The sequence below is a fragment of the Mucilaginibacter sp. AK015 genome (assembly GCF_014200785.1).
In the GTDB taxonomy this organism is placed as follows: domain Bacteria; phylum Bacteroidota; class Bacteroidia; order Sphingobacteriales; family Sphingobacteriaceae; genus Mucilaginibacter.
Map to the genome: position 1 here is coordinate 113,129 of NZ_JACHCV010000003.1, position 14,191 is coordinate 127,319.

At 48.1% G+C, this 14,191-nt stretch carries 11 protein-coding genes; 8 read left to right on the plus strand and 3 right to left on the minus strand.

Translation table 11 applies throughout. The features are described from left to right. The first annotated feature begins 893 nt into the window (after positions 1 to 893). The 5 genes from HDC91_RS12790 (at position 894) to HDC91_RS12810 (ending at position 7,554) form a co-directional block, all read left to right on the plus strand. The gene (locus HDC91_RS12790) at positions 894 to 1,859 is read left to right on the plus strand and encodes a TIGR01212 family radical SAM protein (RefSeq protein ID WP_183553487.1); all 966 of its coding nucleotides are present in this window, start codon (positions 894 to 896) and stop codon (positions 1,857 to 1,859) included. Between the two features lie 274 nt (positions 1,860 to 2,133). Next, positions 2,134 to 3,369 (plus strand): acyltransferase, encoded by a 1,236-nt coding sequence (locus HDC91_RS12795; RefSeq protein WP_183552747.1) that lies wholly within the window; start codon positions 2,134 to 2,136, stop codon positions 3,367 to 3,369. Between the two features lies 1 nt (position 3,370). Continuing rightward, complete coding sequence (locus HDC91_RS12800) at positions 3,371 to 4,672, plus strand: acetylxylan esterase (protein WP_183552749.1); 1,302 nt, start codon at positions 3,371 to 3,373, stop codon at positions 4,670 to 4,672. 9 nt (positions 4,673 to 4,681) lie between these two features. Continuing rightward, entirely contained in the window at positions 4,682 to 5,527 is an 846-nt protein-coding gene (locus HDC91_RS12805) for a hypothetical protein (protein WP_183552751.1), read from the plus strand. A gap of 5 nt (positions 5,528 to 5,532) precedes the next feature. Further along, on the plus strand, positions 5,533 to 7,554 hold the full coding sequence (locus HDC91_RS12810) for a tetratricopeptide repeat protein (protein ID WP_183552760.1): 2,022 nt from the start codon (positions 5,533 to 5,535) through the stop codon (positions 7,552 to 7,554). Positions 7,555 to 8,322: 768 nt separating this feature from the next. On the opposite strand, the gene HDC91_RS12815 is transcribed toward HDC91_RS12810, so the two are convergent. Together HDC91_RS12815 and HDC91_RS12820 are read right to left on the minus strand one after the other, a co-directional pair. Further along, positions 8,323 to 8,952, minus strand: a complete 630-nt coding sequence (locus tag HDC91_RS12815) for an RDD family protein (protein ID WP_183552762.1) — start codon at positions 8,950 to 8,952, stop codon at positions 8,323 to 8,325. Between the two features lie 33 nt (positions 8,953 to 8,985). Continuing rightward, complete coding sequence (locus HDC91_RS12820; RefSeq protein WP_183552764.1) at positions 8,986 to 9,612, minus strand: DUF4159 domain-containing protein; 627 nt, start codon at positions 9,610 to 9,612, stop codon at positions 8,986 to 8,988. A gap of 303 nt (positions 9,613 to 9,915) precedes the next feature. On the opposite strand from HDC91_RS12820, the gene HDC91_RS12825 reads away from it, so the two are divergent. Continuing rightward, the gene (locus HDC91_RS12825) at positions 9,916 to 10,911 is read left to right on the plus strand and encodes a MoxR family ATPase (RefSeq protein ID WP_183552766.1); all 996 of its coding nucleotides are present in this window, start codon (positions 9,916 to 9,918) and stop codon (positions 10,909 to 10,911) included. Between the two features lie 24 nt (positions 10,912 to 10,935). On the opposite strand, the gene HDC91_RS12830 is transcribed toward HDC91_RS12825, so the two are convergent. After that, positions 10,936 to 11,403 (minus strand): DUF4293 domain-containing protein, encoded by a 468-nt coding sequence (locus HDC91_RS12830; protein ID WP_183552768.1) that lies wholly within the window; start codon positions 11,401 to 11,403, stop codon positions 10,936 to 10,938. Between the two features lie 112 nt (positions 11,404 to 11,515). Between HDC91_RS12830 and truA the strand changes: the two genes are divergently transcribed. Both truA and HDC91_RS12840 read left to right on the plus strand, forming a co-directional pair. Further along, entirely contained in the window at positions 11,516 to 12,274 is a 759-nt protein-coding gene (truA, locus tag HDC91_RS12835; protein ID WP_183552770.1) for a tRNA pseudouridine(38-40) synthase TruA, read from the plus strand. A gap of 140 nt (positions 12,275 to 12,414) precedes the next feature. Beyond that, positions 12,415 to 14,172: an ABC transporter ATP-binding protein gene (locus tag HDC91_RS12840; RefSeq protein ID WP_255476738.1), complete on the plus strand. Its 1,758-nt coding sequence runs from the start codon at positions 12,415 to 12,417 to the stop codon at positions 14,170 to 14,172. Positions 14,173 to 14,191: the final 19 nt, after the last annotated feature.

Genomic DNA, 14,191 nt, shown 5'->3' on the forward strand with positions numbered 1-14,191 from the left:
ACGAACGGAATTAGCCGGTTTGTCATCCTGAACTTGTTTCAGGAACCCACAGGGCAGGCGGGCTACCATGCAGGTGAGATGCCGAAATAAATCCGGCATGACAGGTTGTTTTTTGTCCAAACCTCAATTTATTCACCACCCGTCATCCTGAACTTGTTTCAGGAACCCACAGGACAGTCGGGCTACCATGCAGGTGAGATGCCGAAATAAATCCGGCATGACAGGTTGTTTTTTGTCCAAACCTCAATTTATTCACCACCCGTCATCCTGAACTTGTTTCAGGAACCCACAGGACAGTCGGGCTACCTTGCAGGTGGGATGCCGAAATAAATCCGGCATGACAGGTTGTTTTTTGTCCAAACCTCAATTTATTCACCACCCGTCATCCTGAACTTGTTTCAGGAACCCACAGGACAGTCGGGCTACCTTGCAGGTGGGATGCCGAAATAAATCCGGCATGACAGGTTGTTTTTTGTCCAAACCTCAATTTATTCACCACCCGTCATCCTGAACTTGTTTCAGGAACCCACAGGACAGTCGGGCTACCTTGCAGGTGGGATGCCGAAATAAATCCGGCATGACAGGTTGTTTTTTGTCCAAACCTCGATTTACTCACCACCCGTCATCCTGAACTTGTTTCAGGAACCCACAGTGCAGGCGGGCTACCATGCAGGTGAGATGCCGAAATAAATCCGGCATGACAGGTTGGTCCGTCTGAGCCTGTCGAAGACCTATACGAGCGGCGAATGGTTCGACAAGCTCACCATTACAATCTGCACATCCGCACATCTGCATATCTGCACATCTGCACATCTGCACATCTGCACATCCGCACATCTGCACATCTGCACATCCGCACACCTGCACATTTAAAAATCCGTATCTTTGCGCCAATGCAATCAGTGGAAACAATAACGCAACCGGTAGAACCGAGGTGGGAGAAGGGCTATAACAACTATGGCCCCTGGCTTAAAGAAAAATACAAGGGGCACCGGGTGTTTAAGGTTATTGTTGATGGCGGCTTTACCTGCCCCAACCGCGATGGCAGCAAAGGCTACGGCGGCTGCACGTATTGCAATGTAGATTCGTTTACGCCCTCGGTAAGCCGCAACGCCCCTACCGTGCGCCAGCAGGTGATAGAGGGGATGGAGCGCGCCCGCAAGGGCAACAAGGCCGATAAGTTCATCATTTACTTTCAGCCCAACACCAATACCTACGCGCCCGCGCATTACCTAAAAATGATGTACGACGAGGCGCTGAGCTACGGCACCGAGGATATTGTGGGCCTTAGCGTAGGTACCCGCCCCGACTGTATCGACGCCGAAAAGATAGCCCTGCTTGAAAGCTACACCGACCGTTTTGACGTTGACCTGGAGATGGGCATGGAGAGCATTTACAACGATACGCTTAACCAGATAAACCGTGGCTGCAGTCACGAAGAGCTGATACGGGCGCTTGCCTTAACCGAGAACACTAAACTGGATATTTGCGTGCACACCATTTTCGGTTTCCCCTGGGAAACTAAGGAGATGATGCTGAAGTACGCCGACGAGATAAACCGCCATGCGCAGATAAAATTTGTAAAATTCCATCACCTGCATATTGTAGAGGGCAGCGTGATGGGCGTTAAGTACAAGCGCGAGCCTTTTAAACTGTTCAGTATTGACGAGTACGCCGACTTTTTGTGCGAACTGCTGCCGCTGGTACGGCCGGATATCATCATCCAGCGCCTCTTCGGCCTCAGCGACCGCGAACTCCTCATCGCCCCAAACTGGGGACTGAAGAAAAGCGAGATACAGTACTACATCGACCAGCGGATCTTAAGCCGTGGTGTGGTGCAGGGAAGTAGCCTCACCTAAATCCTCTCCAAAGGAGAGGACTTTAAAGGATGTGCGCTTAGCTCCCTCTCCTTTGGAGAGGCTCTACGCTCGTATAAGATTTCTCCTCGTACCTCGTTCGAAATGACAGGGTGGTGGTAAGTGCTTAACCCTCTCTCCTTTGGACAGGGCCGGGGTGAGGCTTCCTTTGGACAGGGCCGGGGTGGGGCTAAATTCGGCAGTGCTTACAAGTGGTACTTGCTTTGCATAACCATAGGCGATAATTACGGGTTAAACACAAATTTAAAATACAGTTTTGGCGCAAAAACCTTTACAAAATTACATTCCGGCCCTAACAGGCGTGCGTGCAATGGCAGCTTACCTGGTATTTATATCGCATTACGCCTACGCCTTTGATGAAAATTTTCCCCGTGCTGTGCAACGTTTTCTTAACGAGTTCCATATCGGTGTAACCATCTTCTTTGTGCTGTCGGGTTTTTTGATAGCCTTCAGGTATTTCGACAGCTTTAAGCTCACCGGCAACTGGTTCAGGCAGTATCTTAAAAACCGTGTGGCGCGTATTTACCCCATGTACTTTTTGCTTACGCTGGGGGCCTTTGTAGCCTACTATTTTACGCACGACCAAAAGGTAACCAACGGATTTGCCAACCCCATCGGGCTGTTTTTTATGCATATCACCTTTCTACGCGGCTTTTTCGACCAGTTAAAGTTTACCGGTATTGCCCAGGGCTGGAGCCTTACGGTTGAAGAGTGCTTTTACTTTTCGGCGCCTTTTATATTTTACTTCGCCCAAAAGTACCGCAAGTTTTATGTGCAGCCGGTGGCCATTACTTTGGCGGGCGTTACGCTGGTGCTGATATTCAGGCACGTTAACTGGTACGGCTTTTTCGGCAACTTTACCTTCATGATGCTGTATACCTTTTTGGGCCGGTGTTTCGAGTTTTTCGCGGGGATACAGCTGGCGCTTATCGTACGCAAAAAAAACCTGACGGGGCAAAGCAAAAGCAAATACACCTACCTGGGTTTCGGGCTGATATTTGTTTGCGTGTGGATCATGAGCCTGCTGCCTATCCCCAAAGGCGAGGTTGCAGGGCTGCACCACCCGCTGGGCATCATCACTAATAACTACCTGCTGGCAGCCGCTATAGCGCTGTTCTTTTACGGCTTGCTTACCGAGACGACCATCCTCAAAAAAATACTATCAAACAAATTTGTCGAGCTGCTGGGCAAAAGCTCGTATATATTTTACCTGATCCATTTGGGCTGGATGTACGATATTTTACACAACGCCTTTAACAAATGGAACGACGATATTTTTGAGCTGTACGATAAATGGGGGAAGGACTGGAACTCGCCCTTCCAGTACGATAACCTGAACGTACTGTACGCCTTTATCATCCTTAACGGGGTATCTATCCTGTTGTTTAAGCTTATAGAGGAGCCACTAAATCATTATATTCGCAGGTCGGATTTTTTGATCAAGAACCAACCACGTAACCCCGAAAACAACTCAGCAGCAATTAAGGCTTAATATGGCTACCAGATATAACAAGATATTTTTTATACTTTTTTGCCTGATAACTTTAACGGGAATAAACCAGGCCTTAGCGCAGGACGACGAGGAAGGTATATCAACCGTACTTACCCCCGCCAATAAAAACGCCATTTTTGACAGCAACGCCAAATACACTTTCGAGGTAAAAAACCCTACGGATGTTGTGCAGGAGGGCACGGTATCGTACCTGATAACCCAGCATGGCAAAAAAATAGGCTCGGGCACGCAAAAAGCCCATATTGGTAAAAAAGCTGCGGAAAAATACACCTTTGAGCTGCCCGCGCTAAAGTCGGGTTTTTACAAGGTGAACTTTATGGTGAACATTAGCGAGTATGACGATACCACGCGCCGTGTTTTCGGCATCAAGCCCGAGGAGATACGATCGAAATACCCCAAACCTGCCGATTTTGACGCCTTCTGGAAAAAAGCTAAGGACGACCTGGCAAAGGTAAAACCAAACTTTAAGGTTACCCCCATGCCCAAAATGAACACCGATAACCGCAAGGTGTATCTTATCGAGATGCAATCGCTGGATAACTACACCATACGGGGATGGATGACGGTGCCCATCAGCAGTAACAAGAACCGCAAGTTTTCCGTATTACTGGGTTTACCGGGTTACCAGGTCAACTTATTGCCTATAACCGGGCTGGACGAGGACCTGGCCATTATCACCCTGAACGTAAGGGGGCAGGGCAACAGCCGCGGGCCAATTGATACCCGCCGCGACGAGTTTATTTTTTACCGTATTGAAGACCGCGACAAATACGTAATGCGCGGCGTGATAATGGATTGCATACGCGCGGTTGATTTTGTGTACGCGCAGCCCAACCTTAAGCACGATAATATACTGGTATCGGGCGGCAGTATGGGCGGGTACCTGGCCATAGCCACAGCAAGCCTTGATAAAAGGGTAAACCTGTGCTCGGCGCAAAACCCTATATTATGTGATGTAAATAATTTAGACGGCGAGGTTACCTGGCCAATAAACGATATCAAAAAATATGTACGTACACAGCCTGGCTTAACCTTTGCAAAGGTGCTTGATAACTTAAACTATTACGACGGGAAGAACTTTGCTGCCAACTTAACCTGCAATACCATTATGGGTATCGGGCTGTTAGACCCTTACGCCCCACCCTATAATGAGTACGGCACGTTTAACATCATCCCCGGCAAAAAAAAACTGCTGGTGTTTAAAGATCTGGGGCACGAAGTAAGCCAGGTGTACAAAGACCTGGAGGGCAGATGGATGCGCGACGCGTTTGCATTATTTTAACTTTAAAAGATGAATTTACCTAAAACTCACTTAAAGTATTTACTAATTGCCATCGGCATCATGATGCTGGCGCCAAACACCAGCCATGCGGGCGGTTTCCCGGTGCGGCCAAAACGGTTGCTGCTATCGCCATCGTTCAGTTATTTTTATGCCGACAGGGGCTGGGATTCGCTGCGCCGCAAAACGCTGTTTCCCGAGGGCGGGCAGTTCGAGTCGCTTGGGTTTTCGTTATATGCCGAGTATGGTTTAAGCAGGCGCTTTACGTTGGTGGCGCTGCTACCCTATGTAAAAAACACTTACGAGGATAACACCGCCAAAACCGTTACCATGGGCTTCACCGATTTGGAAGTGGGCCTGCGCTATTACCTGGCCAACATCAACTACATTTATTACTTTACCATACAGGGCACCTTTGTACAACCCCTGTATACCGACCCCGGCCTGGGCTACAACCAGCAGGGCGCCGAAATTAAGCTGGCCTTTGCAGGCAGCGGCAAGGTGCTGGGTAAAAATTATTATTTTACGTTAGAGAACGGTGTGCGCCAGTACTTTGGTCCCGAAGGGCCCATACAAGACAGGTACACCGGCTCGTTCGGCCTAACGCTCGACAGGAGGTTCCGTCACCAGGTATCGGTATCGTTAGGCGGGTTTTACTCGGCCAGCAGCTTTACCAGGTTTTCGCCCATACAATCCACCAATAAAAATTTCGCGTTCAACCAGGCATCGTTTACTTACGGGTACACGTTCAGCAGGCGGTTCTCGATATTTTTATCGGCGGGCCATTTCATAAACGGCCGCAATACCGGCGATGGCACAACGGCTTCGGCATCGTTCTTATTCAAGCCTTTCAGATAACAGCCATGGTCAGATTACTTTTGATATTCTTCCTTTTCCCGGTTTGCTGCGCCGCGCAAACCGCCGAAAGCTTTATGCAAAGCGGTAACGCAAAGGCAGGCCAAAAAAACTATAACGCCGCCGTTGCCGATTTTACCAAAGCTATACAGCTTGACCCTAAGAACGGCCGCGCTTACTTTTATCGCGCCAACGCCTATAACGACCTGAAGGAGTACCCCATGGCCGTACAGGACTATGACCGCGCTATCGAACTTGACCCTAAAAACCCCTTCGCCTATTTTTATCGCGGCAACGCAAACAACGCGCAGCAAAAATATGCCGACGCCATAGCCGATATTACCAAAGCCATTGCCCTGGCGCCCAATGCGGATATGTACCATTACCGGGCCAATGCCAAAGCCAACCTGGGCGACCACGCCGGCGCGGTTGAAGATTTTACCAAAGCCATTGCGTTAGACCCTAAAGACCCATCTTTGTATGAGTATCGCGGCGTAGCCAAAAGCAACCTGAAGGATAACGAGGGCGCCATTGAAGATTACGACAAAGCGGTAGCGCTCGACCCAAAAAACTCCGACCTGATCTACTACCGGGCCAACTCAAAAGGCAACATCGGCGATTTTAAAGGCGCTATTGCCGATTATACAGCGGCCATAGCCCTGAACCCTAAAAACGCCGAAGCGGTGTTTTACAGGGGCAATGCTTATGGTAACCTCAAAAATTATAAAGCTGCCATTGCCGACTACAAAAGGGTGATTGTACTTAACCCAAAAATGCCAAACCTGTATAAATACCTGGCAAACGCGTTGAGTAACAGCAACGACAAGAAGGGCGCGCTGGAGTATTTTGCGCAAGCTATAAAGCAGGACCCTAACAACTCGGAACTGTACCTGTACGATGGCATGGTACGCCGTAACCTGGATGATAAGGAAGGGGCCATTACGGATTTTGATAAATCGATAGAGCTGAAAGCAAACTCCGATGCCTACCAGAACCGCGCCGACCTTAAACTTGACCGGAAGGACTACGACGGCGCTAAGGAAGATGCTGATAAGGCAATTGAACTGGATGCCAAAAACAGCTACGCCTATATCACCCGTGCCCGTGCCAAACTGGAACTGAAGGACACCGCTACCGCCTTAACCGACCTTAACCTGGGCATAAAAATTAACCCGGGCAACGATTACGCGTATGTAGTGTTGGGGATGATCGCTTACGACCGTAAGGATTATGATACTGCGGTTAAAAATTACAGCAGATCGTTAGAGATACAGCCGGGCAACGTGGAAACCCGCCTGAGGCGCGCCAATACCCGCTTAAAAATTGGTGACAGGCCGGGTGCCTTAGCCGATTTCAAAAAGATAGCTGATATTGGCACCGACGATGATGACTTTTACGCCCGCATGGTAAAAGCCATGATGAAGGCACGCTTTTACAGCGAAAGCCTGCCCATACTAAATGCCTTGATAGCCAAAAACCCCAAAGTAGCTACTTTTTATGTTGGCCGGGGTGCGGCCAAACAAAGTACCGGCGACCTCAACGGCGCTTTATTAGATTATAACGCCGCTTTAAAGCTGGATACGGCATCTGTTGATGCTTACAGTAACCGGGGCAGCGCTAAACTCGATCTGAAAGATTACTCTGGCGCATTGGCTGATGTAAATAAGGCCATAAAAATACACGAGGGTGACGAGGAACCTTACCTGATACGCGCCGCTATACGCATGGCCATGAAGAACTACCAGGGCGCTGTGGATGATTATAACAGCGTTTTGTTTATCGATCTGGACAACAACATTGTATTTGCGAAACGTGGGCTGGCGCGCAGCTTTTTAGGTGATAACGACCGCGCTAACGCCGACTTTAACTACGCCCTTAAGTTTGAGCCAAAGAATGATGAGATATACGCCCTGCGCGGGCAGGCCAGGTTAAACATGAAAGACCCAACAGGCGCCTGCGCCGATTTTAAGCAGGCTATAGCCTTAGGTTCAAAAGAAGCGGCTGCCTTGGCTAAGACGTACTGTAAATAGTTCCTATACCTCGCTATCTATCTTCGCCGTTGTTGGTGTTGTCACCAACAACATTTAAAAGATAGCAGACATGCTTTTAGCTTGGCGGCTTATTGGTGACAACACCAACAAGGGCGAAAATGGTGCAAAAGTAATGGTTTCCGGGCTTGCCGAACCGTTAGCTGCGCGCGCAAGTTTTCGACAGGCTCAGACTTACATAATCGCTTCTCATGTTGGCTTATTGAACCTTAATCGTGCCTACAGGTCTTTGACAAGCTGAGACTGGCATAGTCATTTGTCATGATGAGCTTGTGGAACCACTAACCGCGCGTCGTAATCAACCATGTCATTTTGAATGAACCCGGGCCGGTACTGCGATGGCGCGAAGAGAAATCTTCTACGCCATGCATTTAATTATCCAGAGTTCATTACTCATCTCTTCGATAAGATTTCTCCTCGCTGCGCTCGTTCGAAATGACAGGTGGGGGTGGCCTGAAAAATTAAAAGGCCGGTCATCCTGAACTTGTTTCAGGATCCTGTTGGGCAGGTTGGCTACTTTTCATGTGGGATGCCAAAATAGATTCGGCATTACGGGGTATAATGATGGGTCGCAATGCGCTGTGCCTATAAATTCTTTCCAAACTTTTGGTGGCACCATATTGTCAATACCTAAAAAGTCAACTATCTAATTATCAGGTGTTCACATATGTTCACGGTGGTCATGTGTGCCGAACGTGAACACTTAGCGTATTTAAACCACTCTCTACTCACCTAATTAACCACTCACCATTACCGGTTCCGTACCAGCACGTAGGTGCGGGCTATCTTATCGTGCCAGGCCTGCTTGTGGTCGTCCCATAAAATGGCAAGGTAGCCCACCAGGAAAACGATCTGCGATAGAAATTTGCTGAGGTTACGCACCAGCGCCCGGCCCATACTTAACCTTCGGCCGTCGGTATCTACCACTACCAGGCGGCATATTTTTTTGCCAGGGCTGCCTTGCAGCGGGGTGGCCTCAAAAATGGCGTTGTAAAAGGCAAACACCAAAAAGTTCATGATCGTAACCTGGAAAAAAAGGGGCATATCCTCTTTGGTGAGGGTATTATCTAACATCTTTTTATAAATAGGCGCAGTAATATCACCCGTAACAAGCGACAGCAGGTTGGATACGATCACCGAATCGATAACGTAGGCCAGCAGGCGCCACCAAAAACCGGCCAGGTTATCCTCGGTAGGGAAATAAAAGCCCTGCGCCTCAAAATAGTTGAACAGCTCGGGCAGGTCAGATGCCCGCTGCCAGTCGCTGCCCAGCGGCGATAGCACCATGGTATCCAACTCAAGGTGCATACCCAGCAATTCTTCAAGCGTGTAGGGTCCTTCTTCGCGTTCGTTTATAGATATATAGTAGCCTTCTGTCATGTAAATTTTAAATCCCGATAAATATAACGCTAATTACGAATTCATGGCGTAAACAATAATGTTTACCCCAAATTTGGTATTGTCTTCGGCCAGGAAACGCTTGTTGCGGAAATCGTAATCCCACTCGCAGCCGTAATCCTTACTGCTGTACAATACCCCTATTCGGCCGTTTATTTCAATGGCTTTCAGGTAATCGTGCACCAGGTCGTCCCCCCATCCGTTCAGTTCAAAGGCGGTTGTTGGCGGCCCTTTATCAAACTTAAAGAACGAACTGTACAGCTTGTGGTTATTGGGTATCTTCTTCAGGGCCGTTGGCCCAAACAATGCCGCCATTTGCGCCTCGAATGATTTGGCGAACAGCCCGTCGATATCGTGGTTACAATCGTCGACAAAAACAAAGCCGCCGTTTTGCACATATTTTTTAAAGTTGGCTTTCTCCTTAGCGTCAAACTGCACCAGCTTGTGGCCGCTCAGATAACAAAAAGGGTAATTAAAAATGTCCTCGCTGCTCAGTGGAATCACCTTTTCGGCGGTATCAATGGGGATGGTGGTGTACTCCAGCAAAGAGTTAAGCAGGTTTGACGGCATGCGCTGGTCGGTGTCCCAATCGCCGCTGTGATAGCTTAACCTTGTAAAAGTGAATTTTTGCCCGTATGCCATTTGCCGCCGATCCCGATAGATATCGGGACTAAAATTAAACAAAAATATTGCCCGCTATTATTAATAAACATCACAGGGTGTAAAGTTTTAGATACTTTAGGGTGATTTTCATAAAAAAGCATGGTATTTATTTAAAAGCGTAATATCTTGTGAGAGGAATTACTCACCCCTTTCCCTCTCTGCTTCGCAAAGAGGGTCGGATTAAGGAGAAACCTCTGTACGCGTAGCGACGAGCAGATGATCGGGCGAAGCAAGGACCGGGTGAGGAAATAAAACGCTGATAGGCATATAATTAATAATAAATTGGAACTGACCGAAAAAAATATAACCGCCCTGCTGCAAAAATTACCGGCATTAAAATCCGAGATACAAAAGGTAATTGTTGGGCAGGATGCTATACTGGACGAACTGCTGGTTGCATTTTTGGCCGGAGGGCATTGCCTGCTGGAGGGTGTGCCCGGTCTGGCTAAAACGCTGATCGTTAAAACCATGTCGCAGGCGTTGCACCTGTCATTCAGGCGCATACAGTTTACGCCCGACCTGATGCCTACGGATATCATAGGTACCGAGATACTGGAGGAAGACCATGCCACCGGAAGGCGCTTCTTTAAATTCAATAAGGGCCCGTTGTTTGCCAACATTATACTGGCAGACGAGATAAACCGTACGCCGCCCAAAACGCAGTCGGCCTTGTTGGAAGCGATGCAGGAGTTTGAGGTAACATACGGCGGGCAAACCTACCCATTAGATAAACCTTTCTTTATTTTAGCTACCCAAAACCCCATTGAACAGGCTGGTACATACCCATTGCCCGAAGCACAGCTCGACAGGTTTTTACTGCTGATCAAGATCGGCTACCCTACCCCGGATGAAGAGTTCGCGATATTGAATCGCACCACCGGCAGCCAAAAAGCCGATGTACAGGCGGTTATTACTGCCGACGAAATCATACAGGCCCAGGCGCTGGTAAGGCAGGTAACTATCAATGAAGACCTTACCCGATACGTTAGTGAGGTGATCCGCGCTACCCGGCCCGATACCACAACTACAGCTTACGTAAAAGAATGGGTACGCTGGGGTGCAGGCCCGCGCGCAGGTCAGGCACTTATACTTACCGCTAAAGCGAGGGCATTACTAAAAGGCCGTTATTCGGTGTTGATGGAGGATATCCACGCCATGGCGCCTGCTGTTTTAAGGCACCGTATATTAATGAATTTTAAAGCCGAAGCCGAGGGCATCACATCAGATAAAGTAACTGCCGAACTGCTAAAGGTAACAGAACGTAAAGGCGGCCTATAAACCCGGCCTTATTTGCCACGCGGTTTACCGCAGCCTGTCGGCCGATTTTACCAACTTTTCGTCGCGTTGGATGGCTTTAACCGCGAATATGATGAGTATGATGCTCAGCGAGGTTAAAAACAGGCCTATGCCCATATTCTTGTATTCCAACTGAATTTGGCCAACTACTTTTTTAACGGTTTGGGCCATCCAAAAGCTATAGCCTATAAGCAGCAATATGGCGCTGTAACATAGTGCTATTTGCTGTTTGCGGTTTTTGTATAAAAAGATAACCGCAAAAGGTATCAATGCGGCAATAACAGTAATAATGGTAAGTGCCAAAAATTGCTGTATTTGCTTATCCTGCCCGTTAACAATTTCGTAAACGCCGGTAACCGATACGTTCACCAGTTTACCGTCCACAAAAATGTTATGTGCGAGCGGGAATATGAACAGCCCGAAAAGAACCAGCGAGGCAAACAGCAGGTATATAGATTGGATACGTTGTAGCATGTGAAATTTATAATGTTGCTGCTGCAAATATAACAGATATCGGCAGCTTACAATTTGAACTTTTACAACATTTTTAACCTTTACTACCAAATAACAAACTTAACTTTGCGCTGTGGCCAACATCCAGCGATATTTTATTGAACTAAGTTACGACGGTACCAACTATCACGGCTGGCAGGTGCAGCCAAATGCCGTTACCGTACAGGAGTTATTAGATAAAGCGCTGACAACCCTGCTGCGCCAACCCATAGAAACCATCGGCTGCGGCCGTACAGATACCGGGGTGCATGCGAAGGAGTATTATGCGCATATTGACGTAAAGCCCATAGACCATGGACCATGGACCATAGACAAAAGAAGCCTCAACGCCCTGCTGCCGCATGCTATCGCCGTAAAAAATATCATCCCTGTACACGCCGATGCGCATGCCAGGTTCGACGCTACGCTGCGCTCGTACGCGTACCATATCCACTTCGAAAAAGATCCATTTTTGCACGGTTACTCCTGGCTGCTGCGCGACAGGCCAAATTTGGAACTGATGAACCGGGCGGCGGCAATTATCATGGAATACTCAGATTTTAGCTGTTTTAGTAAAAGTAATACGCAGGTTAAAACCAATAATTGTAAAATTGTAAAAGCGGAATGGGCGGAGACGGAAAACGGCATCGTTTTTCATATCTCTGCCGACAGATTTTTGCGTAACATGGTGCGGGCCATAGTGGGCACGCTGATCATGGTGGGTCGTGGTGAAATGCAGCCGGAGGATATCCGCAACATCATCCAAAGTAAAAGCCGCAGCAACGCGGGCATAAGCGTACCGGCGTGCGGCTTATATTTAACGGAAGTAAAGTATCCTTATATAGCCCCCTAACCCCTGAAGGGGGAACAAATTTGACTAAATAAATGAGTAAAGACAATAAAAAAGATACTTCAAGAACTCCGCCTTCAGGGGGTGGGGGGGCTGCTGTAGTTACAGGTAAAGCGCTCGACTGGAAATTGCTGGGCAGGGTTATGCGCTATGTTAAGCCCTATAACGGCACATTTATTATAGCGGCATTGCTTACCATTTTTTTGGCGGGCATTGCTTTGGTACAACCCATCCTGATCCAAAAAACGCTTGATAAGGAGATATTGGGCAACAACTACAACGGCCTGGTTTTTATGGTTGGGCTGATGATCACCCAGCTGCTTGTCCAAACTGTTGCGCAATATTACCAAACTTATTTAACCAACTCGTTGGGGCAGTCGGTTATTCGCGACCTGAGGATAGATATTTTTAATCACATCACCAGCTTGCGGTTAAAATATTTTGACCGTACACCTATCGGGATGCTGATTACACGTACCGTATCCGACCTGGAGACCATCGCCGATATTTTTTCGGAGGGGCTGATATCCATTATGGGCGATATGCTGCTGGTGTTTGCCGTTATCGGGTACATGCTTTGGCAGGACTGGAAACTGGCGCTCATTACCCTGATACCCATGCCCCTGCTGTTTGCCTCAACCTATGTGTTTAAGGAGGCCATTAAATCGTCCTTTCAGGAAGTGCGTACGCAGGTGGCGCAGCTTAATACCTTTTTGGCCGAGCACATTAGCGGCATCAGCATTATCCAGTATTTTGCGCGCGAGGAGCAGGAGATGCGCAAGTTTAAGGCGGTAAACTTAAAATACCGCGATGCCAACATCCGCTCAAACTGGTACTATTCTATATTTTTCCCGGTGGTAGAAATTTTGTTTGCTATATGCATTGCCCTGCTGGTTTGGTACGGCTGTAAACGCATCCTTAACGATCAGCAAATGCACGCGCTGTCGGCATCGCCTAATGGTATCACTCCAGGCGTTATTACTGGGTTTATTGTGCTGCTCAACATGCTTTTCAGACCAATACGCCAACTGGCTGATAAATTTAACACGCTACAAATGGGTATGGTGGGCGCCGACAGGATATTTAAGGTTTTAGATACCGATGAGGTTGCTATTGACGAAGGTAAGCTTGCGCCGCCGGCCTTAAAGGGTGAAATTGAATTTAATAACGTTTGGTTTGCTTACAATGATGAGAACTGGGTACTAAAGGACATAAACTTTCATATTAAACCCGGCGAAACGCTGGCATTGGTTGGCGCAACCGGGGCGGGCAAATCGTCCACCATCAATATCCTGAACCGCTTTTATGATATTGGACGAGGTGAGGTTAAGGTTGACGGGCACGACATACGCGAGTATAAGGTAGATTACCTGCGTTCGCGGATAGCCACTGTTATACAGGATGTATTTTTGTTTACCGATACCATCGGCAACAACATCAGTCTGAATAACCCGGGCATCACGCGTGAGGAAATTATCGCGGCAGCAAAGGATGTAGGTGCGCACGAATTTATTGAGCGCCTGCCCGGCGGATACGATTATAATGTGATGGAGCGCGGGGCAACCCTTTCGGCAGGGCAGGCGCAACTGATCTCGTTTATCCGCGCGCTGGTTTACAACCCCGCTATTTTGGTACTGGACGAAGCCACGTCATCGGTTGATACCGAAACCGAGCTGCTGATACAAAATGCCATTAACAAACTGATGCAGGGTCGTACGGCTATTGTAATAGCCCACCGCTTATCAACCATACAAAATGCCGACAAGATCATTGTGCTTGACCACGGCGAGATAAAAGAAATGGGCACCCACCAGGAATTGCTGAGGATAGACAACGGCTACTACCGCAAACTATACGACCTGCAATTTAACTCGGCCGGTATAGCAAAGCCCTTGTTATAGTTTAAAGGTTAGATGAAAG